Consider the following 25,846-nt stretch of genomic DNA (forward strand, 5'->3'; position numbering starts at 1 on the left):
TCTCCCCCCCCGCCCCCGCGCCCCCCGACACCCCGCCCACGCGCGCCCCCCCCCCCCCCCCCGCGGCCCCGCGCCCCCCCCTGCCCGTCGCTACGGCGTGTAGAGCTGGGCGCGCGGCACGATCTGCTGGGGCACGCTGGGGCTGGACCACAGCAGCTTCATATGGGCCTCACCGGTCTGCTCGGTGTACTCGATCCGGATGGCGTGCTTCGTTCCGGCGCGCAGCGCGACGGTCGCCTTGTCGACCTGTGGACCGTGCGGGGTGGTGGCGTCGATGACCAGGCGGCCGTCGATCCACACCCGCGCGGTGTCGTCGGATACGGCCGAGAGCGTGTAGGTCTCGCTGTGCCGGGGCTGGAGATAGCCGGTCCAGCGGACGCCGAAGTGGTCGGCGGGGACATCGGCGGCCGGGGAGCCGGCGAACCGCCAGGTGTGGTTGACGGTCGGGTCGGTCCGGGTGACGGCCGGCGGCCCGGTGAAGGTCTCATTGGCGAAGACCTCCTCCCGCAGCCCCTGGCCCTGCCCCTGGGGTGCGGCCGGGACCGGTTTCATCGTCAGCTCGATCACCGAGGCGATGTCGTCGGCCGGTCCGCCGGAGGGGGTGAGGTCGAAACCGTCGCCCGCCTTCGCCACCTCGACCCGCTGTTCGCTGCCCAGCACCCGGGCGCCCGTCACCGTGAACGGCGCCTTCGCGGTGAGGTGGAGCGGCTGACCGGCGGCGGGCCAGGAGGTGACGGACGCATACAGCCGGTCGCCCGACCGGCTGACCGTGCCCCAGGACGGCTCGTCCACCAGCCCGGTGGCCCCGGCCCCGTACACCGCGCTGCCCTGGCCGGAGGTCCGCAGCCAGGAGCCGATCTCGCGCAGCCGGTCGACGGAGGGCTGGGGCACTCGGCCCAGTTTGTCGGGGCCGACATTCAGCAGGTAGTTGCCGCCGCGGCCGGCGATGTCGAGGAGATTGCGGGTGAGGGTGGTGGGCGACTTCCAGTCCTGGTCGTACTTGGCGAAGCCCCAGTGGCCGTTGAGGGTCATACAGCTCTCCCACAGCTGCCCGTCCACGGGCGCGTCCGGGATCTCCTGCTCGGGCGTTCCGTAGTCGCCGTCGACGACACGCCGCTTGCCGACCCGGTTGTTGGTGATCAGATCGGGGTCGAGCCCGTGGAGATAGGACTGGAGCCGCTCACCGTCCTGGGCGGACCAGCGGTTGGTGGGGTTGTCCGCGTCCCATTCCCCGTCGAACCAGAGCAGCGCCGGATGGTAGCTGTCGACCAGCTCCTTGAGCTGGGCGTACATCCGCTTCTCATAGCGCGGGAAGGTGGCGGGGTCGGCGAAGTCGGGGTCGTGCCAGTCCCAGATCGAGTAGTAGAAGCCGAGTTTGATCCCGGCGGCGTCCGCGGCGGACTTCAACTCGGCCAGGATGTCGCGCCGTTGGTCGAAGGAGGAGTGGTCGCGCAGATTCCAGGTGTTCTGCTTGGTGGGCCACATCGCATAGCCGTCGTGGTGCTTGGAGGTGATGACGATATAGCGCTGTCCGGCGTCCTTGGCCGCCTTGACGATGGCCTTGGCGTCGAAGGACGCGGGGTTGAAGTCCTGGGCGGCGTCCTCGTACTCGCCCATCGGGATCTGACAGTTCCGCTTGATCCACTCCGCGTCGCGGCAGACGGTCCCGTCCGCCCGCCGGTATTCGCCCTCCAGCTGGGAGTAGGCGCCGAAGTGGATGAACATCCCGAAGCGGTCCTGCCGCCACCAGTCGGTGCGGGCGGAGGTGAAGGGATCGTCGGTCGCGTAGTCGGTGCCGGGTCCGGGCTCCCGTGCCGTCGGGGGCGCCGCGGTGGCGGCGGAAGGGCCGCTGAGGATCGTCGCCAGCACCATGCCGAGCAGAAGGCTGAGCGCTCGGAGGGGGATGACGGCCCGTCGTCTGGACGTACGCATGGCGGCTCCTGTGCTCGTGGATGGTCGGACAGGAGGGCTGGCCAGCCGCGTACGGGAACCTAGAACCGGAAAGGTGGGATGTCAACGGGGCCCGAACGGCCTGACGGGCCGCCGGTGACGGCCGTAAGGCGGCTATCCCAGCGACCCATCCGATGTATCGGCTGCGGCGTTCAGCCTTCTTCCGCGATACGGGCCAGGCGCCGCGCCTCGGTGCGCGCCTCCCGCGCGATCTCGTCCTCGTCCACGGTGAGCAGCCGGCCCGACTCCACCACCGGAGCGCCGTTCACCAGGGACAGGGTCACCGGGGCCGGGGCGCCGAGGACGAGGGCCGCGACCGGGTCGGCGATGGACGAGTGGCCGAGGCCGTCCAGCTTCCACAGCACCAGATCGGCCAGTTTGCCCGGCTCCAGCGAGCCGATCTCCTCCTGGCGGCCGAGCACCCGAGCACCGCCATGGGTGCCGAGGCGCAGCGCCTGACGCACGTTCAGCGCCTTCTCGCGGTGGCCGCCGAGCCGGTTGATCAGCAGCGCGTTGCGCAGTTCGGTGTGGAGCTCACCGGATTCGTTGGAGGCGGTGCCGTCCACGCCGAGGCCGACCGGTACGCCCGCGGCGAGCAGATCGGGGACGCGGGCGATCCCGGCGGCGAGCCGGGCGTTGGACGAGGGGCAGTGGGCCACCCCGGTGCCGGTGCGGGCGAACGCCCGAATGTCGGCGTCGTTCATATGGACGCAGTGGGCCATCCACACGTCCTCGCCCAGCCAGCCGGTGGATTCGAAGTAGTCGGTCGGCCCCATCCCGAACCGCTCATGGCAGAACTTCTCCTCCTCCACCGTCTCCGAGCCGTGGGTGTGCAGCCGTACGCCCTTGCGGCGGGCCAGCGCCGCGGACTCGCGGAGCAGTTCGGTGGAGACGGAGAAGGGCGAGCAGGGCGCGGCCGCGATCCGCAGCATGGCCTCGAACGCCGGGTCGTGGTGGGTGTCGATGGCCTCCTCGGTGGCGGCCAGCGCGTCCTCCGTGGACTCCACGGCGAAGTCCGGCGGCAGTCCGCCGGCGGAGGCGCCGAGGTCCATGGAGCCGCGGGCGACGGTGAACCGCACGCCCAGCTCGCGGGCCGCGCGGATCTCGGCGCCCAGCAGATCGCCGCTGCCGCGCGGAAAGACGTAGTGGTGGTCCATGGCGGTGGTGACCCCGCCGCGCACCATCATCGCGAGCGAGCCGCGGGCCGCCGCGTGGACCATCGGCTCGTCGATCCGCGCCCAGACGGGGTAGAGCGCGACCAGCCAGTCGAAGAGGTTGCTGTCCTGGGCCAGGCCGCGGGTGAGCCACTGGTAGAAGTGGTGATGGGTGTTGACCAGGCCCGGGGTCACCAGATGCCCCGTGCCGTCGACCCGGCGGACGACGTCCGCCAGCCCCTCCGGCGCGCGCCCCTCGCCCACCGACTCGATGCGGTGGCCCGCCACCACGACATGGCCGGAGGCGTACTCGGTGTCGTGGGCGTCCACGGTGGCGACGGCGCAGTTCTCGATGACGATGCGGTTCACGGAGCGTGGCCCTCCCGTCGTATCGGTCGGTGGGGATCAGTGGGGATCAGTAGGGATCGGTGGGGTCCGTCAGTCGGTGGGGATCCGGGGCTCGGCGCCGTCCCGCAGCACGGTGGCCTCGATGAGCCCGTACGGCCGGTCGGCGGCGAAGTAGACCTCGTTGTCGTTGGTGAGGCCGAAGGGTTCCAGATCGACCAGGAAGTGATGCTTGTTGGGCAGCGAGAGGCGTATCTCGTCGATCTCGGGGCGGTGTTCGATCACTCGCGCGCCCATCTGATAGAGCGTCTGCTGGAGCGAGTACGAGTAGGTCCCGGCGAACGCGCTCAGCAGATGGCCGCGCGCCTCGGTGTGGCCGTGGTCCCAGTCCGGCATCGGCCGGGTGTCCTCGCTCCAGCCGTAGCGCCAGCGGGCGCGCACATCGGTGGCGAGGATCCGGTCGCGCGCCTCCGGGAGCGTGGTGTACCGGTCCTTCACATAGCCCCAGAACTCGGAGTCCGTGGTGTTCAGCACGGTGAGGCCGGTGAGCCCGGAGACCACCTCCCAGCGCTCGCCGTCGAAGGTGATCTGGGCGGTGCGGACCTCCTGGCCACGGCGGACGAAGGAGTGCTCGGCGCTCCCGGCCGTCCCGATCCGCTCCCAGGCGTACTCCTCCACGCGGATGCGGGCGCGGTGGATGGGCTCCTGGCTGGTGACGAAGTGGCGGGCCAGCCGGATGCCGAACTCCTCGGCCGTGTCGATGCCGTGCTCCTTGGCGAAGGCGTACACGGTGTTCTTGGTGGTGTCGGTCGGCAGGACGTTGGCGTTGCCGCCGGAGAGGTGGACCTCCTCCATCTCACCGGAGAGCGCCACCGAGACATTGAGGTCCTTCAGGTGGTGCACGGCACCGTCGCGCACCACCCGGACGACACGGGTTTCGGCTTTGCCGTAACTGTTCGGGCCGAGCGTGGGCATCGGTGCTAGCTCCCTCGGTAGACGGAGTAGCCGAACGGGGTGAGCAGCAGCGGTACGTGGTAGTGCTCACCCGGCTCGACGGCGAAGGCGACCGCGACCTCCGGGAAGAAGGCATGGGTCAGATACGGCCCGGTCTCGAAGCGCAGCCGTGCGTGGGTGGTGCCCTCGGGGAGGGCGGGCAGGTCCCCGCAGCGCCCGTCGGCGTCGGTGAGCGAGTCGGCGTGCGCCGTCCACTCCGCGCCGGGCCGGGAGCGGACGGACAGTTCGACGACCACGCCCACGGCGGGGCGGCCGATGCTGGTGTCCAGGATGTGGGTGGACACCGAGGTGGCACCGCTCGCCATCACCGCTCTCCTTCCGCCGGGGCCCGCGGGGCCTCCAGGGTTTCCGCCCGGGTTTCCGTCAGCGCTTCCGTCAGCCGGGTCAGCCGGATGCGGTTGATCTTTCCCAGTTCGGTGCGGACGATGTCGCGCTCGGTGTCGGCGTCGTGGTGGATCCGCTCGCGCAGCGCGGCCAGCATCTCCTCGCCGGTGCGGCCGGTGGCGCAGATCAGGAAGACATGGCCGTGGCGCTCCTGGTACGCGAGGTTCAGCTCCAGCAGCTCCGCGCGCTCCGCGTCCCGTACCCCGCTCTGCTCCCGCGCCGAGGCGGCGTCGCCCGGTGCCGGGCGTCCGATGGGCGGATGCCCGGCCATCGCCTCGGCCAGGTCGGCGGCGGTCAGCCCGGCCGTGGCCGCGTCCGAGGCGTCGAGCAGCTCCCCGACCGTCCCGTACGGCCGCCCGGCCGCCATCGCCGCGCCCCAGGCCCGGCCGGCGCACACCTCGCGCAGCAGCGCGGCGGCGTCCCGGTCGTCCACCGCGTTGAACCGGGCCAGCCCCGGCGGTGCACTGGAAGTCACACTCGCAAGCTAGGAGGCTCCCGTGCCGAACGTCAACAGTTTGTTGAAAACTCCGGGTAACGGGAGCGCGCGGCCGGTACGCGGGGGGGGCCGCGAAAGGGGACGCCGTCAGTCCCCGCCCTTCTCCCGGTTGAGGTAGTTGTAGACGGTGAAGCGGCTGACCCCGAGGGCCCCGGCGACCGTCTCGACCCCATGGCGCACCGAGAACGCGCCGCGCTGCTCGAGCTGGCGGACCACGGACTGCTTGGTCTTGCGGTCCAGGGCCGAGAGCGGTACGCCGTAGCGGCGCTGGAGGTCGGCGAGGATGCGGTCGAGCGAGTCCGACAGATGCGGCAGCCTTACGGCGACCACCGGACGGCCCTCCCAGGAGAGCACCACATCGTCGCCCCGGGCCCGGTCGGGGGCGATCATCTCGCCGCCCATGGCGTCGACGAGCGGCTTCACCGCGGCGGCGAAGGGGTGGTCGGCCGGAACGCTCACGCCTCGGCCTCCCCGAGGACGCTGACCTGGAGCGAGATACGGGTGGCACCGGCTTCGAGGGAGCTGCGCAGCAGCCGGTCGACGGCCTCAAGCACCGCCTCGGCCCCGCCCTCGGCGGTGTTGCCGAAGGGGCCGACGTCCACGGCGTCCAGCGGGGCGGCCTGGACGGTCTCGCGGGCGGCCACGGCGTGCGCCGGCACCTCGTCGAGGTCGAACGGTTCGGTGGTGAACTCAACCCTCAATCTCACGCCGCCAACCTACTGCGTCCCGCCTAGGGTCTGTCGTCAAAGGGGGCGTCCGGCCGCGAGCAGGGGGCACCTCCCAGCGGTAGCCGGGGGCGCCTCGCAAGGCGGAGCGTCGCCCTTGTACTGGGCGTACTTGGGCGACGCGACAACGCAGCGGGGGCACCTCGCAGCGGTAGGTAGCTGGGGACGCCGTGCCAGGCGTCGGGAGCAGGGCGCCCCTTTTGACGACAGGCCCTAACACGGCGCCCCCGCCGCGGGGGACAGAACGCCCAAGTCCCTCCCCGCTGCCGCCCGCTTCGGGGAGCATGGACCGATACCGCATCCGCCTTCCGCCCACGGAGCGCCCCGATGACAGACAACGTGCCGGTGCGGTGTCCCGCGTGCCGTCGCGAGCAGTCGTTCACGCCGCCCGCCTTCCCCTGTGCGTGCGGCGCCCCGGTCACCCTCCCCGTCCTCCGCGACGGCAGCCCGGAGGAGCTCTCCCACCGCACCTGGGAGAACCTCTGGGTGGCGGTGAACTGCCCGTCCTGCGGCCGCCAGGGCCACTGGCCGCAGCCGGAGCTCGGCTGCGACTGCGGTGCGGTGGTCCGCGTGCCCGTCGCCGCCGCGCCGCCCCCGGTGGGCCCGGGTGCGGCGGCCGGGCCCGGCGGCCCGGTGGTGCGGCGCCCGGCCTTCCGGCCGGTCACGATCCGTACCGCGCGGGACGCGGTCACCGCCGCCGCGCAGTATCTGAAGTGGCTCGGCTTCCACAGCCTGCGGCCCTCGGAGGACCGGGCGGTCTCCGGGGTGGACCTCTACGGGACGGGCGTGGTCGCCCAGGTCGATCCGACCACCGGCCCCACCGGGCTGCGGGACATCGAGTGCCTGTGGCTGAACGGGCTCCACAAGTCGGCCATGAGCGTCTTCTTCTCGCTCGCGGGCTACGCGCGGGAGGCGCGGGCGCGCGCCGACGCGCTGCATCTGCCGCTGTTCATCATGGATCTCACCGGCACCCCGCAGCCCGTCAACGACCCGGCGGACGCACTGATCCGGATGGGCCCGCCGGACGGCTGACCCGGTCGGCCCTTGTGCTCATGACCGGGGGAACGCTTCCTTTGAGGGACCACCCTCCACCGTTCACCCGTCCCATCCGCTCGACCGGCCGGAGGCCGAACGATGGCTGTTCCGTGGTACCCGAGGTCATGGGCCGCTCTCGCCGCCGCCCTGACCCTCCTCCTGGTGACCGGATGCGGGGGCGGCGATGTGCCCCCGCCCGCGGTGGAGAGCTCCTCGCCCGCGCCCGGGCCGCCGTCCAGCACGCCCGAACCGTCGACCACCGGCGCCGGACCCGACGGTGGGGGGAGCGTGGAGGAGGACATCCAGGCCGCGGTCTCCGTCACCAACACCTACTGGCAGACCCACTGGTCCCAGCTGTTCACCGGCGGCTACGGCCCGCCCCGGGTCTCGGGGGCCTACGACGGCGGCACCCCCGGCGCTCCGGTGTGCGGCAACGCGCCCCTACCGGACGACAACGCCGTGTACTGCCCGGACGGCGACTACATAGCGTGGGACATGGATCTGATGCGCTGGGGTCATGCGCGGGGCGACGCCTGGGTCTATCTGGTGATCGCCCATGAGTGGGGCCACGCGGTCCAGAACCGGCTGGACGCGGGGCTGGTGGATCTGGCCCGTGAGCTCCAGGCCGACTGCCTGGCCGGGGCGGTCCTCTTCGGCGCCGCGCAGGACGGGACGCTCACCTTCGAGGACGGCGACACCGAGGAGCTGGCGGACGCCCTGACCGCGCTCGCCGACAGGACCCCGTGGACCGATGTCTCCGACCACGGCGACGCTTCCCAGCGGGTCTCCTACTTCAGCCGCGGCGCGCGATCCGGGGTGAAGTCCTGTCTGCCGAACGGCATCCAGTGACGGGAGGCCGGTGACACATGGCGTTCCCGGCGCGGGGGTGTGGGCCCCTGCGGGGGTGTGGGCCCCTGCTGTGGTAGAGGGGCCCGCATCTCATCAGCTGGGCGCGGCCTGGGGCTCGGCCCGCTCGGCAAGCGTTTCCGAAGGCGTTTCCAAAGGCGTTCCCGAAGGCGTTTCCGATCTGGCCGGATCGGCCTCGGACCGGGTCTCGGGCAGCAGCTCCCGGGCGGCCGCCTCACGCAGCTCGACCTTGCGGACCTTGCCGCTGACCGTCATCGGGAAGGAGTCCATGAGCCGCAGATAGCGGGGGACCTTGTAGTGGGCGAGGCGGCCCCGGCAGAAGCGGACGAGCTCGTCTCGGGTGAGGGTCCTGGCGCCCTCGCGCAGGATGACGCAGGCCAGGATCTCCTCGCCGTACTTCTCGTCCGGTACGCCGACGACCTGCACATCCGCGACCTTGGGGTGGGTGTGCAGAAACTCCTCGATCTCCCGCGGATAGACGTTCTCCCCGCCGCGGACGATCATGTCCTTGATCCGGCCCACGATCTGGACGTAGCCCTCGCCGTCCATCACCGCGAGGTCGCCGGTGTGCATCCAGCGCGCCGAGTCGATCGCCTCGGCGGTCCGCTCGGGCTCCTGCCAGTAGCCGAGCATCACCGAGTAGCCGCGGGTGCACAGCTCACCGCGGGTGCCGTGGGGCACGGTCGCCCCGGTCACCGGGTCGACGATCTTGACCTCGACATGCGGCAGCACCCGGCCGACCGTCGAGGTGCGGCGCATGAGGTCGTCCTCGGGCCGGGTCTGGGTGGAGACCGGTGAGGTCTCGGTCATGCCGTAGCAGATGGACACCTCCGCCATGTGCATCTCGCCGACCACCCGCCGCATCACCTCCACCGGACACGGCGATCCGGCCATGATCCCGGTGCGCAGCGAGCTGAGGTCGAAGGTGGCGAAGTCCGGCAGGGCCAGCTCGGCGATGAACATGGTGGGCACGCCGTACAGCGAGGTGCAGCGCTCCCGTTCGACGGCGGAGAGGGTGGCGACGGCGTCGAAGGTGGGGGCGGGGATGACCACGCAGGCGCCGTGGGTGGTGGCCGCGAGGTTGCCCATGACCATGCCGAAGCAGTGGTAGAAGGGCACCGGCACACAGATCCGGTCCTGGGCGGTGTAGCGGACCGTCTCCCCCACGAAGAAGCCGTTGTTGAGGATGCTGTGGTGGGAGAGGGTGGCGCCCTTGGGGAAGCCGGTGGTGCCGGAGGTGTACTGGATGTTGACCGCGTCGTCGCAGCCGATCCGGGCCTCGCGCTCGGCCAGCCGCCCGGGGGCGACATCGGCTCCCGCGCGCACCAGCATGTCCCAGGTCCGGTCGCCGATGTAGATGACATCGCGCAGGGCGGAGCAGGCCGAGCGCACCTGCTCGACCATCCGACGGTAGTCGCTGGTCTTGTGCTCGATGGAGGAGACCAGGACCGAGATGCCCGCCTGCTGGAGCACATACCGCAACTCGTGGACGCGGTACGCGGGGTTGATATTGACCATGATGGCGCCGATGCGGGCGGTCGCGTACTGCAACAGCACCCATTCGGGGCAGTTGACGGCCCAGATGCCGACCCGGTCGCCCTTGGCGACCCCCTTGGCCATCAGCCCGAGCGCGACCTCCTCCACCGACCGGCCGAACTCGGCGTAGGTCCAGCGGCGGCCGGAGGGGATGTCGACGAGCGCGTCGCGCTCACCGTACAGCTCGACGGCGCGGGCCAGATTGGCGCCGATGGTGTCGCCGAGCAGCGGAAGGTCACCGACTCCACTGGCGTAGGAGAGCCCGGCTGGGCTTGGTGGGTCGGACGTCAGGTCGGTCATGGCAGCTCCTTGGTGTCACGGTCGCGGACGCTTTCACGTTCGTGAGGGTGGGTCATCATATGAGCGTCAGTCATCAGATCTCCTCATGAAACTCGATACCGCCGCCCTGTGCCGTGCGTTCACGTAGCTCGATCCGGCGAATCTTCCCGGAAACCGTCTTGGGGAGGTCGGCGAACTCCAGCCGGCGGATCCGCTTGTATGGCGCGAGCACCGCCCGCGAGTGCGCGAACAGCGCCTTTGCCGTGTCCGGGCCGGGCTCCCAGCCCTCCGCGAGGACGATGTACGCCTTCGGCACGGCGAGCCGCACCGGGTCGGGGGCCGGGACGACGGCCGCCTCGGCGACCGCCTCGTGCTCCAGCAGCGCGCTCTCCAGCTCGAACGGGGAGATCTTGTAGTCGGATGCCTTGAAGACGTCGTCGGCGCGGCCGATGTAGGTGATGTAGCCGTCGGCGTCGCGCGAGCCGATGTCCCCGGTGCGGTAGTAGCCGCCCGCGGTGGCCTCGGCGGTGCGCTCCTCATCGCCCTCGTAGCCGGTCATCAGGCCGACCGGGCGGCCCTCGGGGCCGGTGAGGTCGAGGCTGATCTCGCCCTCCTCACCGGGCCGGCCGGTGACCGGATCGAGCAGGACGACCCGGAACCCGGGGGTGGGCCGTCCCATCGAACCCGGCTTGAGCGGCTGTCCGGGGGTGTTGGCCACCTGGACGGCGGTCTCGGTCTGGCCGAAACCGTCCCGGATGGTCACCCCCCAGGCGCGCCGCACATGCTCGATGACCTCGGGGTTCAGCGGCTCGCCCGCGGCCACCGCCTCCCGGGGCGGGGTGCGCAGCTGGGTGAGATCTGCCTGGATGAGCATCCGCCAGACGGTGGGCGGGGCGCAGAAGGTGGTGATGCCGCAGCGGTCCATCTCGGCCATCAGCCGGGTGGCGTCGAACCGCGTGTAGTTGTGGACGAAGACGGTGGCCTCGGCGTTCCAGGGGGCGAAGAGATTGGACCAGGCGTGCTTGGCCCATCCGGGGGAGGAGATGTTGAGGTGGACATCGCCCGGCTCGACCCCGATCCAGTACATCGTCGACAGATGTCCGATGGGGTACGAGATGTGGGTGTGCTCGACCAGCTTGGGGCGGGCGGTGGTGCCGGAGGTGAAGTACAGCATCAGGGGGTCGGTGGCGTGGGTCGGTCCGTCGGGGGTGAAGGGCTCCTCGCCCCCCGGGCCGTCCGCCGTGATGGCGGCGGTCCCGGCGTCCTCATAAGCGAGCCAGCCCTCGGACGTGCCGCCGACCGCGATCCGGGTGTAGTCCCCGGCCACGTCCGCGAACTTGCCGGTGTCCCCGGTCCGCACGATCACATGCCGGGCCCGGCCGCGCTCGATGCGGTCGGCGAGGTCGAGCGGCCCGAGCAGCGGGGTGGCGGGGATGACCACGGCGCGCAGCTTCATCGCGGCCAGCGCGGTCTCCCACAGCTCGACCTGGTTGCCGAGCATGACCACGATGCGGTCACCGGCCCGCACGCCCCGCTCGCGCAGCCAGTTCGCGGCCCGGTCGGAGCGGCGGCGCAGCTCCTCGAAGGTCAGGCGGATCTCGCCGCCGTCCTCCTCGACGATGTGCAGGGCGGTGCGGTCGCCGACGCGTCCGGCGATCCCGTCGAACCAGTCCAGCGCCCAGTTGAACCGCTCCGGGCGGGGCCAGCGGAACCCCTCGTACGCCGCCGCGTAGTCCTCCCGGTGACCGAGCAGGAAGTCCCGTGCCGCGCGGAAGTCCTGGGCCGGATTCATTGCTGTCACTTGTCCTCCTGAAGGGCGTACCGCTCGCTAGCATCGTGCGACGGGTGATCTGAGTCTCACTACCCCCGGACGGGGGTGGCGCTGGATGCGGGAGGTGGCCGTGGCGGAAACGGACGGGGCGGGATCGGGCAGGGCCGTCGACATGCAGAGCACGCTCCAGCGGATGCGCCGGCGCGGTGGACTGCCCGTCGCGTTCGGCGGGCTCTTCTCGGGCGCACGGCAGTTCCGGATCTCGGAACTCACCGGCACCACGACCAACTCCCTGCGGGGACTGGCCATCACACCGGGCAACGGCCTGGGCGGCAAGGTCCTCACCATGTCCCGGCCTATCTCGGTGGCGGACTACCCCGCCTCGCGGGCGATCAGCCATGAATACGACGCGGCGGTGGGCGCGGAGGGGCTGCGCTCGATGCTCGCGGTGCCGGTGGTGGTGCGCGGGCAGGTGCGCGGAGTGCTGTACGGCGCACTGCGTCAGCCCCTGGTGCTCGGCGACCGGGCGCTGAGCTCCGCCGTGGAGGCGGCCCGCGAACTGGAACGGGCGCTGGAACACGAACTGGCGCAGGAGCTGGCGGCGCGGGACGAGGCGCAGCGGCTGCTGGCCGAGGCGCGCCGGCGGCGGCTGCGGGGGCAGCCGCGGTGGGCGCCGCCGACGGAGGAGACCGATCCGGCGGTGTGGGAGGAGGTGCGCGAGGCCCATGGCGATCTGCGGGCCCTGGCGCACCGGGTGCCCGACCCCCAGCTGCGGGCGGAGATACTCACCGCCTGTGGCCGGCTGGCCAGGGCCTCGTCCGGGCACCACGGCCGCGAGCGGGAGCGCCCGAGCGGGGTGGAGCTGTCGCCGCGCGAGGTGGATGTGCTGGCGTGTGTGGCGTCGGGGGCGACGAATTCGGCGGCGGCGGAGCGGCTGGGGCTGCGGCCGGAGACGGTGAAGAGCTATCTGCGGTCCTCGATGCGGAAGTTGGGGGCCCACACCCGTCTCCACGCGGTGGTCGAGGCCCGCCGGGCGGGGCTTCTGCCGTAGCGCGCCGGGCGCCGATCGAGCGGTCCGCGGCTTGCCCAGGGCGCACGCCGGTCATATGGGGCGATATCCTGCACTGAGGTCAGTGCTCGCGACACGAGACGACAGGAGTGGCGCCGGTCCGAGCCCGAGCCCGCTATCCGTAAAGGACCGTCTATGCCCGAGCGCCGCCGCACCCCGCGTCCCACGAAGCGCTACCCCTGGCGGCGCCCCGCCGGGGCGGACCGGGCCGATGCCACACCCCGCCCCGCCCCGGGCCCGCCGCGCGGCGAGTCGCCCGCCGCGGCGGCCGACGGGGCCCCGTCCGAGGTCGACGAGCGCAGTGTGGTGGACGCCGCGGTGTACCGGGACGGCCGCCGGGTCGGCACCCCCGGCTCCCTCGCCGCCACCTACCGGCGGCTGCGCGAGGAGACGGGCGCCATGGCGTGGATCGGGCTGTACCGGCCGAGCGAGACGGAGCTGCTCTCGCTCGCCGAGGAGTTCGATCTGCACAAGCTGGCCATCGAGGACGCGCTGGAGGCCCATCAGCGCCCCAAGCTGGAGCGCTACGGCGAGACCCTCTTCGTGGTGCTGCGCGCCGCCCGCTATCTCGACGCGCCCGAGGAGGTGGACTTCGGCGAGCTGCACGTCTTCGTGGGCCCCGACTTCGTCATCACCGTCCGGCACGGCGCCGCCCCGGACCTGTCGGCGGTGCGCGCCCGGATGGAGTCCACCCCCGAGCTGCTGGCGCTGGGCCCCGAGGCCGTGCTGTACGCGATCCTCGACGCGGCCGTGGACGGCTACGCCCCGGTCGTGGCGGGGGTGCAGAACGACATCGACGAGATCGAGACCGAGGTCTTCCGCGGCGATCCCGAGGTCTCGCGGCGCATCTATGAGCTCTCCCGCGAAATGGTGGAGTTCCAGCGCGCCACCCGGCCCCTGGTCGGGATGTTGCACGGGCTGATGGCGGGCTTCGACAAGTACGGCACCGATGAGGAGCTCCAGCGCTATCTGCGGGACGTGGCCGACCACGTCACTCACACCAGCGAGCGCGTGGACGGCTTCCGCTCCGCCCTCACCGACATCCTCGCGGTCAACGCCACCCTGGTGACCCAGCAGCAGAACGCCGAGATGCGGGCGCTGGCCGAGGCGGGCTTCGAGCAGAACGAGGAGGTCAAGAAGATCTCCGCCTGGGCGGCCATCCTGTTCGCCCCCACGCTGGTCGGCACCATCTACGGGATGAACTTCACCCATATGCCCGAGCTGCACTGGGTGCTGGGCTACCCGTTCGCGATCCTGCTGATGGCGGTGGTCTGCGTCAGTCTGTACCTCATCTTCAAGCGCCGCGACTGGCTCTGACGGCGTCACACCTCTCCGGGTCACATCTCTCCGGGTCACATCTCTCCGGCTGGACCGGCGGTTCTAGGGAATCCCCCGATGAACCGCTGATTCAGCCGTTTTCCGTAGCCCCTCCATGCCGTTTGTGCTTCGATGCCGTGCGGCACGGCACCGGCGGGCGAGCTACGGGAGTGTGCGTATGGACCGGCGAGGGTTCCTCAGGGGCGCGGCCGCACTGTCCACCGCGGGGCTGGTCACCGCCGTCGGCGGTACCGCGACGGCCACCGCCGCGCCGCCCCGGCCGACCGCCGCCCAGGACTGGCTGTCGGCCGTCGCCGACGCCACTCCGGTCCAGCGGCTGACCCTGCCCGGAACCCACGACTCCGGCGCCCGCTTCGGCGGTCCGTGGACGGAGTGTCAGAACACCACCATCGCCGACCAGCTGGCCAGTGGCATCCGCTTCCTGGACATCCGCTGCCGCGCCTTCGAGAACGCCTTCCCGATCCACCACGGCGCCTTCTACCAGAACCTCAACTTCGACGACGTGCTCGGCGCCTGCCGCTCCTTTCTCTCCGCGCATCCGTCGGAGACCGTGCTGATGCGGGTCAAGCAGGAGTACTCGGAGGAGAGCGCCGCGGAGTTCCGCCGGATCTTCGACATCTATCTGGACGACAAGGGCTGGCGCTCGCTGTTCCGCCTGGACGGCACCCTCCCCGCCCTGGGCCAGGCCCGGGGCAGGGTGGTGCTGCTCGCCGACTCGGACAACATGCCGGGGGTGCGGTACGGCGACGGCGCGCTCTTCGACATCCAGGACGACTACATGGCGGAGCCGATCGGCAAGTACCCGAAGATCGAGGCGCAGTTCCGCAAGGCGGCGGCCCAGCCCGGCAAGCTCTTCATGAACTATGTCTCCACCGCCGCCCTGCTGCCGCCCCGCTCCAACGCGGACCGGCTGAACCCGCGGGTGAAATCGTTCCTGGAGGGCGCCGAGGCACAGGTCTTGACCGGGCTCGGGATCGTTCCGATGGACTTCCCGAACACCGCGTCCGGCCTGGTCGACGCCCTCGTCCGGCACAATCCGGCGGGCTGACCGCGGGGCGTCAGCGGCCGCGGGGCCGGCGGAAGACGTTGACCGCCGGGTCCGCGTAGCGCACCAGCTCCAGCGCCTGCTCCGGGAACCACTCCCCCGCCTCGGGGTTGACGGTCCCGCGCACCGGGTCCAGGGGCCCGTCGGTGCCGCGCAGGCACCGCCCGTCCGACTGCCCCGGCGTCTTCACCCACAGCACGGCGTCCAGCAGCGCCTCGCCGGTACGGGTGGTGGGGCGCCGGCCCAGGCCCCGGCCCGGCGGGTTGCACCATGACTGCACGTCGTTGCGCTGGTGCGACGCGGCCCTCGGGGTCCAGGGGCCCTGGCCGTTGCGGCTGGTGTCGGTGACGTAGTGCTTCATGAGGGACGGGTCGTCCGGTACGTGGCGGCGCAGCCAACGGCGGGCGTGCCGCCGCGACCAGCTCTGCTCGGCGCAGTCCTCGGGGTCCCCGCCCTCGTCGGCGTAGGCGAGGCAGGAGGAGACCAGCCGGCCGTACCAGGCGCTGTCCTGGTCGGTCTGGTAGTGGGAGACATTGAGGGAGAAGCCGGTTGCGCGGTCGATCCCGGCCTTGAGCAGCCGGGGCACGATGCTGCTGACGGAGTGCCAGCCGGAGTGGCCCGCGTCCAGGTACACCGACGCGTTGCCGAGCGCGCTGAGGACGTCGACCGCGTAGTTGATCTCGGAGTAGCGGGCGGCGGTCTCCGGGTCCTCGACCACCGGGGTGTCCAGGTCTTCGGTGTCGCTCACGTCCTCGGGGTCGGGCGTCACGGGGTCGGGGGTCACCGGGTCGGGCGTGGGCAGCGGGGGCAGCTCGGGCAGGGTGGTGGGCTGCTCGGCGGAGGGCTCGGGGTCGGGGCTCTGGGACGCGGAGGGCTCGGGGTCGGCGGGCTCCTGGGCCCCCGGGAACATGGGCATCAGGAGCCCGGAGGCGTCGGGGCTCGAGTCGGCGGACTGCGGGTCGGCAGACTGCCGGTCCGTGGACTGCGAGTCGGCGGACTGCGGGTCGGCGGACTGCGCGGCCTCCTGGCCGGTGCCGGAGTCGGCCGATGCGGCGGGCGGGGCCGTGGAGGCGTCGGGGTCGGGCAGCGGCGGCAGCTCGGTGGGCGATGCCTCGACGGCGGGCCGCTCCTCGGCGGTGGGCTGCTCCTCGGCGGTGGGCTGCTCGGGCTGCGAGGCGAGCGCGGACTCTTCGGTGTTCGAGGCGTCCGCGCAGTCGGAGGGCAGCAGCGCCAGCGAATCGGGTTCGAGGATGATCAGCACCTTACGGTCGCCGATGGCCTCGGCGACGGCGTCGATCCACGCCTGGTACGCGGCGAGGCCGTCGGCGCCCCCGCTCGAGTAGCTGCCGCAGTCACGGCCCGGGATGTTGTAGAGGGCGAGGACCGGCAGCCTCTCCTGCCAGCCCGCGCTCCGCGTCGTCCGGCGGACCAGCCGCCTGACCTGCTCCGGGGTCTCGTCCCCGTACCAGACCGCGTGCGGCGTCCGCACCATGGAGAGGAGCCCCGCGGAGTCACGGAAGTCGCCCCGCCAGGCGAGCCGGGCGACCTGGCGGTAGGAGTCCCGGTCGGGGGGCGGGGCGTAGAGGCGGGTCACGCGCGAGGACTCGTCGTCGTCCTCCGACACGGCCGCGCTCACCACGGGGCTGATCAACAGGGGCAGGGTGGCCGCGGCCACGACGGCCGTCGACACGGTGAGGATCTTGCGTCTCTTACGCACGTGCGCACTCCAGGGGGGCGGCAGGACCATGGTCGGTTTCTGACTCTCACTCAGAAACCGGCACCCGGCAAATGAATCCTCCGCCAGATGGCGGAGGGTTTTTCCCGCTCAGGAGTGGCCTTATGTCAGACGATCCTTCTGTGATCTGATGCGATTTCAGGTGCGCGAAATGTCGGGCGACGGCGTTCGACGGTGTTTCAGGCGACCGATCCGATCCGGTCCGAGGGGGCCCGGGTGTCGTGGTGGATCGGGGTCCGGGCACCCGTCAGCGGCGTTCCGCTGCCGCCCCGCCGGTTCGCGACGATCTCGCCCGCGATGGACAGCGCGGTCTCCTCGGGCGTACGCGCGCCGAGGTCCAGCCCGATCGGAGAGCGCAGCCGGGCCAGCTCCGGCTCGCCCACACCGGTCTCGCGCAGCCGCCGCAGCCGGTCCCGGTGGGTGCGGGCGGAGCCCATGGCGCCGACGTACGCCACGGGCAGCCGCAGCGCCCGCTGCAGCAGCGGGACGTCGAACTTCGGATCGTGGGTGAGCACACACAGCACCGTGCGGCCGTCCACCTCGGTCCGGTCCAGATAGCGGTGCGGCCAGTCGACGACCACCTCGTCGGCGTCCGGGAAACGCAGCTCGGTCGCGAAGACCGGACGGGCGTCGCAGACCGTGACGTGGTAGTTCAGGAACTTCCCGATCCGCACCAGCGCGCTCGCGAAGTCCACCGCCCCGAAGACGATCATGCGCGGCGGCGGCACGCTGGACTCGGCGAGCAGCGTGACGGGACGCCCGCAGCGGCTCCCCTCGGCGCCGATCTCCACGGTCGCGGTGCGCCCGGCGTCCAGCAGGGCACGGGCCTCCGCGGCGGCCGTGCGGTCCAGCTCGGGGTGGCCGCCCAGGGTGCCGTCCCAGCCGCCGTCCGGGCGGATGAGCAGGGCGCGGCCCAGCAGCTCGGGCGGGCCGTCCACGATCCGGGCCAGCGCGGTCGTCCCGCCCTCGGCGGCGGCGGACGCGGCGGCGGCGAACACCGGACGCAGCTCGCGGTCGGCCGCCCGAACCGGGCTGACCAGGACATCGATGACCCCGCCGCAGGTCAGACCCACCGCGAAGGCGTCCTCGTCGGAGTAGCCGAAGGTCTCCCGCACGCTCTCGCCGGTGCGCAGCGCCTCCTGGCACAGCTCGTACACCGCGCCCTCGACACAGCCGCCGGACACACTGCCGACCGCCGTGCCCTCGGCGTCCACGGCGAGCGCGGCCCCGGGCAGGCGGGGTGCGCTGCCGCCCACGGAGACCACGGTGGCGACGGCGAAGTCCCGGCCCTCCTCGCACCACCGGTGCAGCTCGGCGGCGATGTCCAGCATGGTGATCAGCTCCTCGGACGGCCATGTACGGGCCACCTATATTCGCGTCAACGCGCCGGGCCCGCGAAATCTGCCCTCAGCCGCCGGTCAGATGCTCCGGGCGGACGGGTACACGCCTCAGGGGCAGGCCCGTGGCGGCGCGGATGGCGGCGACGACGGCCGGGGTGGAGGAGAGCGTGGGCGCCTCGCCGACGCCGCGCAGCCCGTACGGGGCGTTGTCGTCCGCCAGCTCCAGCACCTCCACCGGCATGGCCGGGGTGTCCAGGATGGTGGGGATCAGATAGTCCGTGAACGACGGGTTGCGCACCCTCGCCCCGTCCGGCGAGACAACGATCTCCTCCATCACGGCGAGCCCGAGCCCCTGCGTCGAACCGCCGTGGATCTGCCCGACGACCGACAGCGGATTGATCGCCTTGCCCACGTCCTGCGCGGCCGCCAGCTCGACCACCTTGACCAGGCCCAGCTCGGTGTCGACCTCGACGACCGCGCGATGGGCGCAGAAGGAGTACTGCACATGGCCGAAGCCCTGTCCGGTGCGCGGATCGAACGGCTCGGTCGGCCGGTGCCGGAACTCCCGCTCCAGGTCGATCGCCCCGTCGCCGAGGAGCCCGGCGAGGTCGCCGATCACCTCGCCGCCGTCGGTGACCACCTTGCCGTCCTCCAGCCGCAGCCGACCGGGCTCCGCCCACGCGGGGTGGGAGGCGCCGAACCGCTCGCGGCCGCGCCGCAGCACCTCCGCCCGGACCGCCTCGCAGGCGTGCTTGACGGCGCCGCCCGTCATATACGTCTGGCGGGAGGCGGAGGTGGAGCCCGCCGAGCCGACCCGGGTGTCGGCCGGGTGGAGGGTGACCCGGTCGACGCCCAGCTCGGTGCGGGCGATCTGGGCGTGCACGGTGACACCGCCCTGGCCGACCTCGGCCATCGCGGTGTGCACCAGGGCGACCGGCTCGCCACCGATCACTTCCAGCCGGATCCGGGCCGTGGAGTAGTCGTCGAAGCCCTCGGAGAAGCCGACGTTCTTGATGCCGACCGCATAGCCCACCCCGCGCACCACGGCCTCGCCGTGGGTGGTGTTGGACAGCCCGCCCGGCAGGGCCCGTACGTCCACCGGGCCGCCCGCCGCCTCCCAGGCGCGCTCGGGCGGCATCGGCAGCGCCTTGACGCGGCGCAGCAGCTCGGCGACCGGGGCCGGGGAGTCGACCACTTGCCCGGTGGGCATGGTGGCGCCCTGGGACATGGCGTTGCGCCGCCGGAACTCCACCGGGTCCAGGCCGAGTTCGGCCGCCACCGCGTCCATCTGCGCCTCGTAGGCGAAGCACGCCTGGACGGCGCCGAAGCCGCGCATCGCACCGCAGGGCGGGTTGTTGGAGTAGAGGGCGATGGCCTCGACGTCCACGTTCTCGACGACGTAGGGGCCGATGGACAGGGAGGCGGCGTTGCCGACCACCGCCGGGGAGGAGGAGGCGTACGCGCCGCCGTCCAGGACGATGCGGCACTGGACGTAGAGCAGCATGCCGTCGCGGGTCGCGCCGTGTTCGTAGGTGAGCTTGGCGGGGTGGCGGTGGACATGGCCGAAGAAGGACTCGTACCGGTTGTAGACGATCTTGACGGGCCGTCCGGTGCGCAGCGCCAGCAGACAGGCGTGGGCCTGCATGGACAGGTCCTCGCGCGCGCCGAACGCCCCGCCGACGCCGGACAGCGTCAGCCGCACCTTGTCGGCGGGCAGCCCGAGGACCGGGGCGAGCTGGTCGCGGTCGACGTGCAGCCACTGGGTGGCGATGTAGAGGTCCACCCCGCCGTCCTCGGCGGGCACCGCGAGCCCCGACTCCGGGCCGAGGAACGCCTGGTCCTGCATGCCCACCTCGTAGTCCCGGCGGACCACCACATCGGCGCGGGCGCGAGCGGCGGCGACATCGCCGCGCCGGATCGGCTGGCGGTGCACGACGTTCGGGTGCGGGACATGGGACGCGTGGTGGTCCCGGCGGCCGGGGTGGAGCAGCGGGGCGTCCCGCGCGGTGGCGGTGGCCTCGTCCACGACCAGCGGCAGCTCCTCGTACTCCACCACGATCCGGGCGGCGGCGCGGCGGGCGGTCTCGGGGTGGTCGGCGGCGACGATCGCGACGGGCTCGCCGTGGTAGCGGACCCGGTCCTTGGCGAGCACGGGCTGGTCGCGGATCTCCAGGCCGTAGTGGGTCCCGGCGGGCAGGTCGTCATGCGTCATGACGGCGTACACGCCGGGCAGGGCGAGCGCCCCGGCGGTGTCGATGGACCGGATCGCGGCGTGGGCGTAGGGGCTGCGGAGGGTGAAGCCCCACAGCATGTCCTCGTGCCACAGATCCGAGGAGTACGCGAACTCGCCGGTCACCTTGAGGGTGCCGTCCGGGCGCAGGGTGGACTCGCCGACGGTCCCCCGGCTGGCGCCGGTGGCCTGGGTGACGGTCGTGGGGGCACTGGCGGTGCGGTCGGCTGCCATGGTCAGACCGCCTCCCCGGTGCGGGCGGCCGCGAGCCGGACCGCGTCGAGGATCTTCTCGTAGCCGGTGCAGCGGCAGAGGTTGCCGGAGAGCGCCTCGCGGATGTCGGCGTCGGAGGGGTCGGGATTGCGCTCCAGCAACTCATCGGCCGCCACCAGCAGCCCGGGGGTGCAGAAGCCGCACTGGACGGCACCCGCGTCGATGAACGCCTGCTGGACCGGGGCCAGCGGGGCGACCTGCCCGGGGCGGGATGGCTCGGGCTGCCGGGGACGCACGGCCTCGGGCGCTACGGGGTGGCCGACCTCGGGCTTCCCCGGGTGGGCTGCCTCGGGCTCCGCGGGGCGGACGGCCTCGAGCCCCGCAGGGCGGGTCTCGGGCTCCGCGGGGCGGGTCTCGGGCTCCGCGGGGCGGGTCTCGGGCTCCGCGGGGCGGGTCTCGGGCTCCGCGGGGCGGGTCTCGGGCTCCGCGGGCCCGCCGACCTCGGACCCCGGCCCCACGGAGTGGGCCGCCGCAGGCTCGCCGGGGCGACCCTCCTCGGGCTCACCGGGGCAGACGGCTCCAGCCGCCTCGGCGGCATGCCCGGGGCGCCGCCGGGCGTGGTCCGCGAGTCCCTCGACGGTGACCACCTCGCGGCCCTCGGCCTGCCCCGCCGCCACCAGGCAGGCGCACACCGGCACCCCGTCCAGACGGACCGTGCAGGAACCGCATTCGCCCTGCTCACAGGCGTTCTTGGAACCGGGAAGCCCCAGCCGCTCGCGCAGCACGTACAGCAGGGACTCGCCCTCCCAGACGTCATCGGCCTCGTACGGCCGCCCGTTGACCCTCATGTTCACGCGCACTGTGCGGTCCTCCCCTCTCCCCCGCGATACGCCTCCCAGGTCCAGCCGAGCGTGCGGCGCGCCATGACCCCCACCGCGTGGCGGCGGTAGGCGGCGGTGCCGCGTACGTCGTCGATCGGGCGGCAGGCCCCGGCGCACAGCTCGGCGAAGCGCCGGACGGCCGACGGGTCGAGGGGCGCGCCGCTGTCCCAGAAGCCGCCCTCCTCGAGCGCCGCGCCCAGGAACTCCTCGGCCTCCCAGGCCCGTACGGGCGTGGGCGCGGCCGATCCGATGCCGGTGCGGACGGTGCGGGTGCGCGGATGGAGCGCGATGGCGAAGGCGCAGACCGCGATCACCATGGCGTTGCGGGTGCCGACCTTGGAGAACTGCTGCGGTCCGTCCGCTCGTCTGATGTGCACCGCCCGGATCAGCTCATCGGGCTCCAGGGCGTGGCGCTTGACGCCGGTGAAGAACTCCTCGACCGGGATCCGCCGCGTGCCGCGCACCGACGCCGCCTCCACCTCGGCCCCGGCCGCCAGCAGCGCGGGATGGGCGTCCCCGGCGGGCGAGGCGGCGCCGAGGTTGCCGCCGACGGTGCCGCGGTTGCGGATCTGCGGTGAGCCGACGGTGTGCGCGGCGAGCGCCAGGCCCGGCAGCTCGGTCCGGAGCTCCTCCATGATCCGGGTGTACGGGACGCCCGCGCCCAGCCGGACCGTACGGTCGGTGGCCTCCCACTCGGCCAGTTCGGCGACGCGGGTCAGATCGAGCAGATACTCGGGCCGCCGGTGATCGAAGTTGATCTCGACCATCACATCGGTGCCGCCCGCGATGGGCACGGCGGTGGGGTGCTCGGCCTTCGCGGCGAGCGCCTCCTCCCAGCCGGCGGGGCGCAGGAAGTCCATGGGTCTCTCTTCTCGAATCGTCGGCGTCGGCGTCGGTTTCGGTTTCGGTGTCGGTGTCGGTGTCGGTGTCGGTGTCGATGTCGGCGTCGGTGTCGGTGTCGTGGGGAGGAGGGCTTCCCGCCCGTGAGCCCATACGTGGCTCCCCACGCACGGGGGGGGCGTCCTCCAAGAACTCTGCACACGGCTCAACGCCAGTAGACCGAGGTGTGGGCCACATGGTGCAGTCACCAAAGACATGAAGCAATTGGCTGGCCAGGGGGCAGCTCTTGTAGATTCGAACGAACGGCGGGGACCGGAAACCTCGCGGTATCCGACCGGCAACACGGAACAAGATCGGCTGGCATCACATGCGGCTGCGCGCACTGCTGGAGAACGACACCCTGGGGCTGCGTCTGCTCGGCGGTGAGGACGAGCTGGACCGTACCGTGCGCGGCGTGATGACCACCGATCTGCGCGACCCCAGCCGCTATCTCGCCGGTGGCGAACTGGTGCTGACCGGGCTCGCCTGGCGGCGTGAGCCGGAGGACTCCGAGCGGTTCGTCCGCATCCTCGCGGCGGCCGGGGTGGCGGGTCTCGCGGCGGGCGAGGCGGAGCTGGGTGCCGTGCCCGAGGATCTGGTGCTGGCCTGTGGCCGCCATCGGCTGCCGCTGTTCTCCGTGGTCGAGGACGTCGCGTTCGCCACGATCACCGAGCATGTGGTGCGCCAGGTCTCCGGTGAGCGGGCCGGGGATCTGGCCGCGGTCGTCGACCGGCACCGCCGGATGATGACGTCCGGGCCCGCGGGCGGCGGCCCCGAAGTCGTCCTGGACCTGCTCCGCTCGGACCTGGACCTGACCGCGTGGGTGCTCTCCCCCACCGGCCGCCGGATCGCGGGCCCGACCGCCGCCGGTGCGGCCGCGGAGCCGCCCGCGGCGATCCGCGCCCAGCTGGCGGGCGAGCAACTGGCCGCCCGCCGCGACGGGCGGCGCGGCCCGCACCGGGTGACCGTCGCGGACGGCATGACGTACTCCCTCTTCCCCATCCGCAGCGGTGACCCCGGCGACGATGTGCGCGAGACCGTGCTGTCCGACTGGGTGCTGGCGGTCGGCGCGGACGCCGACGAATGGCCGGAGGAGCGGCTGGATCTGCTCTACGGGGTCACCCAGCTGATCGCGGTCGAGCGCGACCGGCGGAACGCCTCCCGCACGGTGCGGCGCAGACTCGCCCAGGAGGTGCTGGAGCTGGTCCAGTCGGGCGCGCCGCCCGCCGAGATCGCGGCCCGGCTGCGGGTGGCCGCCCCGGTGCTGCTGCCGGGTCTCGGCACGGCGCCGCACTGGCAGGTGGTGGTGGCCCGGGTGGAGTGGGGCGTCACGGCGGAGCGGGAGCACGGCGGGGACGGCGGGACGCGGGGAGGCCCGCACGGCGGGACGCGGGGCGGCGTGGACGCCGGGACGCGGCCGGGCGGCGCGGGGAAGGACGCATACGGCGGGACGCGGGGAGGCCCGCACGGCGGGGCGCGGGGCGGCGTGGACACCGGGGCGCGGCCGGGTAGCGCGCGGAAGGGCGCGGGCGGCGGGGCGCGCGAGGGTGCCACGCGAGACGGCGTCGCGTGGGACGGGAGCGCGCGGGACCGGGACGGACGGGACCGGGGCGCGCGGGAAGGCGTGGCGCAGGCCGACATGGCGCGGGACCGGGGCGCGCGGGAGGGCTCCTCGCCGGACGGCAGGGGCGTCCCCGGTGGCATCCCCGGCGGCCGGGTGGCCCAGTCGCTGCTGGAGGAGATCCTGGTCGACCCGTACGCGACCGGGCCGGAGCCCTCGGACCGGATCGCCGTGGCGCACACCGGTGACGAGGCGGTGGCGCTCGTCCCCCTCCCGGCGCTCTCCAACGGCCCGTCGGACGGCGCCACGGACCACCCGGAGACGGCGGAGGTGCAGGCCGACGCGCTGCTCACCGCCGTCCGGGAGCCGCTCTCCCGGGGTCTGGACGGCGACGGCCGGCTGACCCTCGGCGTCAGCGCCGCCGTGCACTCCGCCGACGGGCTGCGCGGCGCCCTGGAGGAGGCCCGGCACGCCCGGCGCGTGGCCGCCGCGCGCCCCGGGCGGGTGTGCGCGGCCGGGCATCAGGAGCTGGCCTCGCACGTACTGCTGCTCCCGTTCGTCCCGGACGATGTGCGGCGCGCCTTCACCGCCCGGTTGCTGGATCCGCTGCGCGAGTACGACCGGCGCCACCGGGCCGAGCTGATCCCGACCCTGGAGGCGTTCCTGGACTGCGACGGCTCCTGGACGCGCTGCGCCGCCCGGCTCCACCTGCACGTCAACACGTTGCGCTACCGGGTCGGCCGGATCGAGCAGCTGACCGGGCGCGAGCTGTCGCGCCTGGAGGACAAGCTGGACTTCTTCCTCGCGCTGCGCATGAGCTGAGGCGGCGCGGAAGCGATCGCGGAGGCGCCTGCGGAGGCGCCCGGAAGCGCCTGTGGAAGCGATCGCGGAGGCGTTTGTGGAAGCGCCCGGAGCGCACCTCCTGGCCCCACCGCGACATCACCCTTGCCAGGGGTTTGTGAATTCATTCACACCAACCTCTTGGCCGGGCGCGCGCATTCGTGCTGAGATTCGCCCACAGCTTCCGGCTCGATGGCGCGCTTGGGGAGGGCAATGTGGCGGACACCGCCATGTCACCACCTGGATCGTCAGGTTCCCATTCCGAGGTAGGAACGGGGCGCGGGCTCGACCCGCTTGTGGACGACCCACTCGACACGGCGGTATGGCGGCTGCGCTCGCGCGGCTGCTGGAAGGACGCCGCCGAGCTGCTCACCCCACGGGCGGCGGACGACGCCTCGGCCGCGCTCAAGCGCAGCGTCGTCCTGACCGAACGGTGCATGTACACCTCCACCGGCTGGGACGCGGCCGAGGACGCCCTGCGGGCGGCGGAGGCGCTCGCGCTCACCGACACCGAGCGGGGCGCGACCGCGTGCGAGCGGGGCTATCTGGCGTACGCGTCCACGCTGCTCGGGGTGCGGGACCGGGCCGACGAGGCGCGGACCGCGCTCGGCCGCGCCGCCGCGCTGCTCTCACCGGGCTCCCCGATCCGGCCGCTGCTGGACTTCCGGCGCGGGCTGATCTCCCAGCACCTCGCCCACAACCCGACCGGCGCCCTGGCCGCCTTCCAGCGCGCCCACGCGGGCGCGGCGGCGCACGGCGACACCCTGCTGCGGTCGTTCACCTGGCGGCACCTGGCCGCCATGGCGGAGGCGGACGGCGATCTCCCCGACGCACGGCACGGCTTCGCGGAGTCACTGCGGATCCGTGAGGAGCTGGGCTACCTGGTCGGCATCGCCCCGGCCCTGGCCGCCCTGGCCGACGTGGAACCCGACCCCGACGAGGCCACCCGCCTCCGCACGGAGGCCGGCCGTCTGGTCCGCCTCCTGGGCGGCGTCCCCGTCTGGCTCGCGGAACAACTGTCCCCCGAGGAAACCGCCGACTGACCCCACCCGCTGCCCTGGGGCGGGACACCCCCCGGCCCGGGGGCGGGCCCCGCCCCGGGGGCGGGCGTGGGCGCGGGACCGGGGCCGGGTGCGGGCGCCGCCCCAGGGCCAGGGCC

General features: G+C 72.8%; 21 protein-coding genes. 7 read left to right on the forward strand and 14 right to left on the reverse strand.

The features are described 5' to 3' along the window. Positions 1-90: 90 nt before the first annotated feature. The 7 genes from ACFXB5_RS37830 to ACFXB5_RS37860 form a co-directional block, all read right to left on the reverse strand. Positions 91-1,932 (reverse strand): alpha-L-fucosidase, encoded by a 1,842-nt coding sequence (locus ACFXB5_RS37830; RefSeq protein WP_385216965.1) that lies wholly within the window; start codon positions 1,930-1,932, stop codon positions 91-93. Positions 1,933-2,102: 170 nt separating this feature from the next. Further along, positions 2,103-3,473 carry an 8-oxoguanine deaminase gene (locus ACFXB5_RS37835; RefSeq protein WP_385216967.1) on the reverse strand — a complete coding sequence of 457 codons (1,371 nt, stop codon included), beginning with the start codon at positions 3,471-3,473 and terminating at the stop codon, positions 2,103-2,105. Positions 3,474-3,542: 69 nt separating this feature from the next. Further along, positions 3,543-4,424, reverse strand: coding sequence for a factor-independent urate hydroxylase (pucL, locus tag ACFXB5_RS37840; RefSeq protein WP_385216970.1), 882 nt, complete (start codon positions 4,422-4,424; stop codon positions 3,543-3,545). A 5-nt stretch (positions 4,425-4,429) separates the two neighbouring features. Next, the gene (gene uraH / locus ACFXB5_RS37845; RefSeq protein ID WP_385216973.1) at positions 4,430-4,768 is read right to left on the reverse strand and encodes a hydroxyisourate hydrolase; all 339 of its coding nucleotides are present in this window, start codon (positions 4,766-4,768) and stop codon (positions 4,430-4,432) included. Then, positions 4,768-5,322: a 2-oxo-4-hydroxy-4-carboxy-5-ureidoimidazoline decarboxylase gene (gene uraD, locus ACFXB5_RS37850; protein ID WP_385216976.1), complete on the reverse strand. Its 555-nt coding sequence runs from the start codon at positions 5,320-5,322 to the stop codon at positions 4,768-4,770. Before uraD ends, uraH begins: the two co-directional genes overlap by 1 nt. 108 nt (positions 5,323-5,430) lie before the next feature. Continuing rightward, entirely contained in the window at positions 5,431-5,802 is a 372-nt protein-coding gene (locus ACFXB5_RS37855; protein WP_201857340.1) for a helix-turn-helix domain-containing protein, read from the reverse strand. Next, the gene (locus ACFXB5_RS37860) at positions 5,799-6,050 is read right to left on the reverse strand and encodes a hypothetical protein (protein ID WP_385216979.1); all 252 of its coding nucleotides are present in this window, start codon (positions 6,048-6,050) and stop codon (positions 5,799-5,801) included. Before ACFXB5_RS37860 ends, ACFXB5_RS37855 begins: the two co-directional genes overlap by 4 nt. 345 nt (positions 6,051-6,395) lie before the next feature. On the opposite strand from ACFXB5_RS37860, the gene ACFXB5_RS37865 reads away from it, so the two are divergent. Together ACFXB5_RS37865 and ACFXB5_RS37870 are read left to right on the forward strand one after the other, a co-directional pair. Then, a complete protein-coding gene (locus ACFXB5_RS37865) occupies positions 6,396-7,100 on the forward strand; it encodes a hypothetical protein (RefSeq protein ID WP_385216981.1) in 705 nt (234 codons plus the stop codon). A gap of 102 nt (positions 7,101-7,202) precedes the next feature. Further along, a complete protein-coding gene (locus tag ACFXB5_RS37870; RefSeq protein WP_385216984.1) occupies positions 7,203-7,952 on the forward strand; it encodes a neutral zinc metallopeptidase in 750 nt (249 codons plus the stop codon). A 93-nt stretch (positions 7,953-8,045) separates the two neighbouring features. On the opposite strand, the gene ACFXB5_RS37875 is transcribed toward ACFXB5_RS37870, so the two are convergent. Both ACFXB5_RS37875 and ACFXB5_RS37880 read right to left on the reverse strand, forming a co-directional pair. After that, positions 8,046-9,806 carry an AMP-binding protein gene (locus ACFXB5_RS37875; RefSeq protein WP_385216987.1) on the reverse strand — a complete coding sequence of 587 codons (1,761 nt, stop codon included), beginning with the start codon at positions 9,804-9,806 and terminating at the stop codon, positions 8,046-8,048. A 73-nt stretch (positions 9,807-9,879) separates the two neighbouring features. Then, on the reverse strand, positions 9,880-11,577 hold the full coding sequence (locus ACFXB5_RS37880; protein WP_385217007.1) for an AMP-binding protein: 1,698 nt from the start codon (positions 11,575-11,577) through the stop codon (positions 9,880-9,882). Positions 11,578-11,671: 94 nt separating this feature from the next. Between ACFXB5_RS37880 and ACFXB5_RS37885 the strand changes: the two genes are divergently transcribed. From ACFXB5_RS37885 to ACFXB5_RS37895, 3 genes are all read left to right on the forward strand, one after another. After that, positions 11,672-12,607, forward strand: a complete 936-nt coding sequence (locus ACFXB5_RS37885; RefSeq protein ID WP_385216990.1) for a LuxR C-terminal-related transcriptional regulator — start codon at positions 11,672-11,674, stop codon at positions 12,605-12,607. Positions 12,608-12,760: 153 nt separating this feature from the next. Further along, complete coding sequence (locus ACFXB5_RS37890) at positions 12,761-13,942, forward strand: magnesium and cobalt transport protein CorA (protein WP_385216992.1); 1,182 nt, start codon at positions 12,761-12,763, stop codon at positions 13,940-13,942. A gap of 178 nt (positions 13,943-14,120) precedes the next feature. Next, positions 14,121-15,011 carry a phosphatidylinositol-specific phospholipase C gene (locus tag ACFXB5_RS37895; RefSeq protein WP_385216994.1) on the forward strand — a complete coding sequence of 297 codons (891 nt, stop codon included), beginning with the start codon at positions 14,121-14,123 and terminating at the stop codon, positions 15,009-15,011. A gap of 10 nt (positions 15,012-15,021) precedes the next feature. Here the strand turns inward: ACFXB5_RS37895 and ACFXB5_RS37900 are convergent, their stop codons facing one another. The 5 genes from ACFXB5_RS37900 to ACFXB5_RS37920 all read right to left on the reverse strand — a co-directional run bounded on the left by ACFXB5_RS37900 (position 15,022) and on the right by ACFXB5_RS37920 (position 22,267). Next, on the reverse strand, positions 15,022-16,725 hold the full coding sequence (locus tag ACFXB5_RS37900) for a glycoside hydrolase family 6 protein (protein ID WP_385216996.1): 1,704 nt from the start codon (positions 16,723-16,725) through the stop codon (positions 15,022-15,024). Positions 16,726-16,922: 197 nt separating this feature from the next. Continuing rightward, positions 16,923-18,074, reverse strand: a complete 1,152-nt coding sequence (locus tag ACFXB5_RS37905) for an XdhC family protein (protein ID WP_385217010.1) — start codon at positions 18,072-18,074, stop codon at positions 16,923-16,925. A gap of 76 nt (positions 18,075-18,150) precedes the next feature. Further along, the gene (pucD, locus tag ACFXB5_RS37910; protein ID WP_385216998.1) at positions 18,151-20,547 is read right to left on the reverse strand and encodes a xanthine dehydrogenase subunit D; all 2,397 of its coding nucleotides are present in this window, start codon (positions 20,545-20,547) and stop codon (positions 18,151-18,153) included. A gap of 2 nt (positions 20,548-20,549) precedes the next feature. Beyond that, entirely contained in the window at positions 20,550-21,374 is an 825-nt protein-coding gene (locus tag ACFXB5_RS37915; protein ID WP_385217001.1) for a 2Fe-2S iron-sulfur cluster-binding protein, read from the reverse strand. Positions 21,375-21,376: 2 nt separating this feature from the next. Beyond that, on the reverse strand, positions 21,377-22,267 hold the full coding sequence (locus tag ACFXB5_RS37920; RefSeq protein WP_385217002.1) for an FAD binding domain-containing protein: 891 nt from the start codon (positions 22,265-22,267) through the stop codon (positions 21,377-21,379). 347 nt (positions 22,268-22,614) lie between these two features. Between ACFXB5_RS37920 and ACFXB5_RS37925 the strand changes: the two genes are divergently transcribed. Both ACFXB5_RS37925 and ACFXB5_RS37930 read left to right on the forward strand, forming a co-directional pair. Beyond that, positions 22,615-24,669 (forward strand): PucR family transcriptional regulator, encoded by a 2,055-nt coding sequence (locus tag ACFXB5_RS37925; RefSeq protein WP_385217005.1) that lies wholly within the window; start codon positions 22,615-22,617, stop codon positions 24,667-24,669. 248 nt (positions 24,670-24,917) lie between these two features. Next, positions 24,918-25,730, forward strand: a complete 813-nt coding sequence (locus tag ACFXB5_RS37930) for a hypothetical protein (protein ID WP_385217013.1) — start codon at positions 24,918-24,920, stop codon at positions 25,728-25,730. The last annotated feature ends 116 nt before the right edge of the window (positions 25,731-25,846 follow it).

This window comes from Streptomyces sp. NPDC059455, assembly GCF_042750115.1.
GTDB classification, from domain to species: domain Bacteria; phylum Actinomycetota; class Actinomycetes; order Streptomycetales; family Streptomycetaceae; genus Streptomyces; species Streptomyces endocoffeicus.

What these genes read in the sequence shown, in the direction of transcription:
- ACFXB5_RS37925 (WP_385217005.1), top strand. Translation starts at nt 22,615, where the DNA reads ATGCGGCTGCGCGCACTGCTGGAGAACGACACCCTGGGGCTGCGTCTG.
- uraH (WP_385216973.1), bottom strand. Translation starts at nt 4,768, where the DNA reads ATGGCGAGCGGTGCCACCTCGGTGTCCACCCACATCCTGGACACCAGC.
- ACFXB5_RS37885 (WP_385216990.1), top strand. Translation starts at nt 11,672, where the DNA reads ATGCGGGAGGTGGCCGTGGCGGAAACGGACGGGGCGGGATCGGGCAGG.
- ACFXB5_RS37865 (WP_385216981.1), top strand. Translation starts at nt 6,396, where the DNA reads ATGACAGACAACGTGCCGGTGCGGTGTCCCGCGTGCCGTCGCGAGCAG.
- ACFXB5_RS37905 (WP_385217010.1), bottom strand. Translation starts at nt 18,074, where the DNA reads ATGCTGGACATCGCCGCCGAGCTGCACCGGTGGTGCGAGGAGGGCCGG.
- ACFXB5_RS37890 (WP_385216992.1), top strand. Translation starts at nt 12,761, where the DNA reads ATGCCCGAGCGCCGCCGCACCCCGCGTCCCACGAAGCGCTACCCCTGG.
- pucD (WP_385216998.1), bottom strand. Translation starts at nt 20,547, where the DNA reads ATGGCAGCCGACCGCACCGCCAGTGCCCCCACGACCGTCACCCAGGCC.
- ACFXB5_RS37875 (WP_385216987.1), bottom strand. Translation starts at nt 9,806, where the DNA reads ATGACCGACCTGACGTCCGACCCACCAAGCCCAGCCGGGCTCTCCTAC.
- ACFXB5_RS37895 (WP_385216994.1), top strand. Translation starts at nt 14,121, where the DNA reads ATGGACCGGCGAGGGTTCCTCAGGGGCGCGGCCGCACTGTCCACCGCG.
- pucL (WP_385216970.1), bottom strand. Translation starts at nt 4,424, where the DNA reads ATGCCCACGCTCGGCCCGAACAGTTACGGCAAAGCCGAAACCCGTGTC.
- ACFXB5_RS37930 (WP_385217013.1), top strand. Translation starts at nt 24,918, where the DNA reads ATGTCACCACCTGGATCGTCAGGTTCCCATTCCGAGGTAGGAACGGGG.
- ACFXB5_RS37870 (WP_385216984.1), top strand. Translation starts at nt 7,203, where the DNA reads ATGGCTGTTCCGTGGTACCCGAGGTCATGGGCCGCTCTCGCCGCCGCC.
- ACFXB5_RS37915 (WP_385217001.1), bottom strand. Translation starts at nt 21,374, where the DNA reads ATGAGGGTCAACGGGCGGCCGTACGAGGCCGATGACGTCTGGGAGGGC.
- ACFXB5_RS37830 (WP_385216965.1), bottom strand. Translation starts at nt 1,932, where the DNA reads ATGCGTACGTCCAGACGACGGGCCGTCATCCCCCTCCGAGCGCTCAGC.
- ACFXB5_RS37880 (WP_385217007.1), bottom strand. Translation starts at nt 11,577, where the DNA reads ATGAATCCGGCCCAGGACTTCCGCGCGGCACGGGACTTCCTGCTCGGT.
- ACFXB5_RS37920 (WP_385217002.1), bottom strand. Translation starts at nt 22,267, where the DNA reads ATGGACTTCCTGCGCCCCGCCGGCTGGGAGGAGGCGCTCGCCGCGAAG.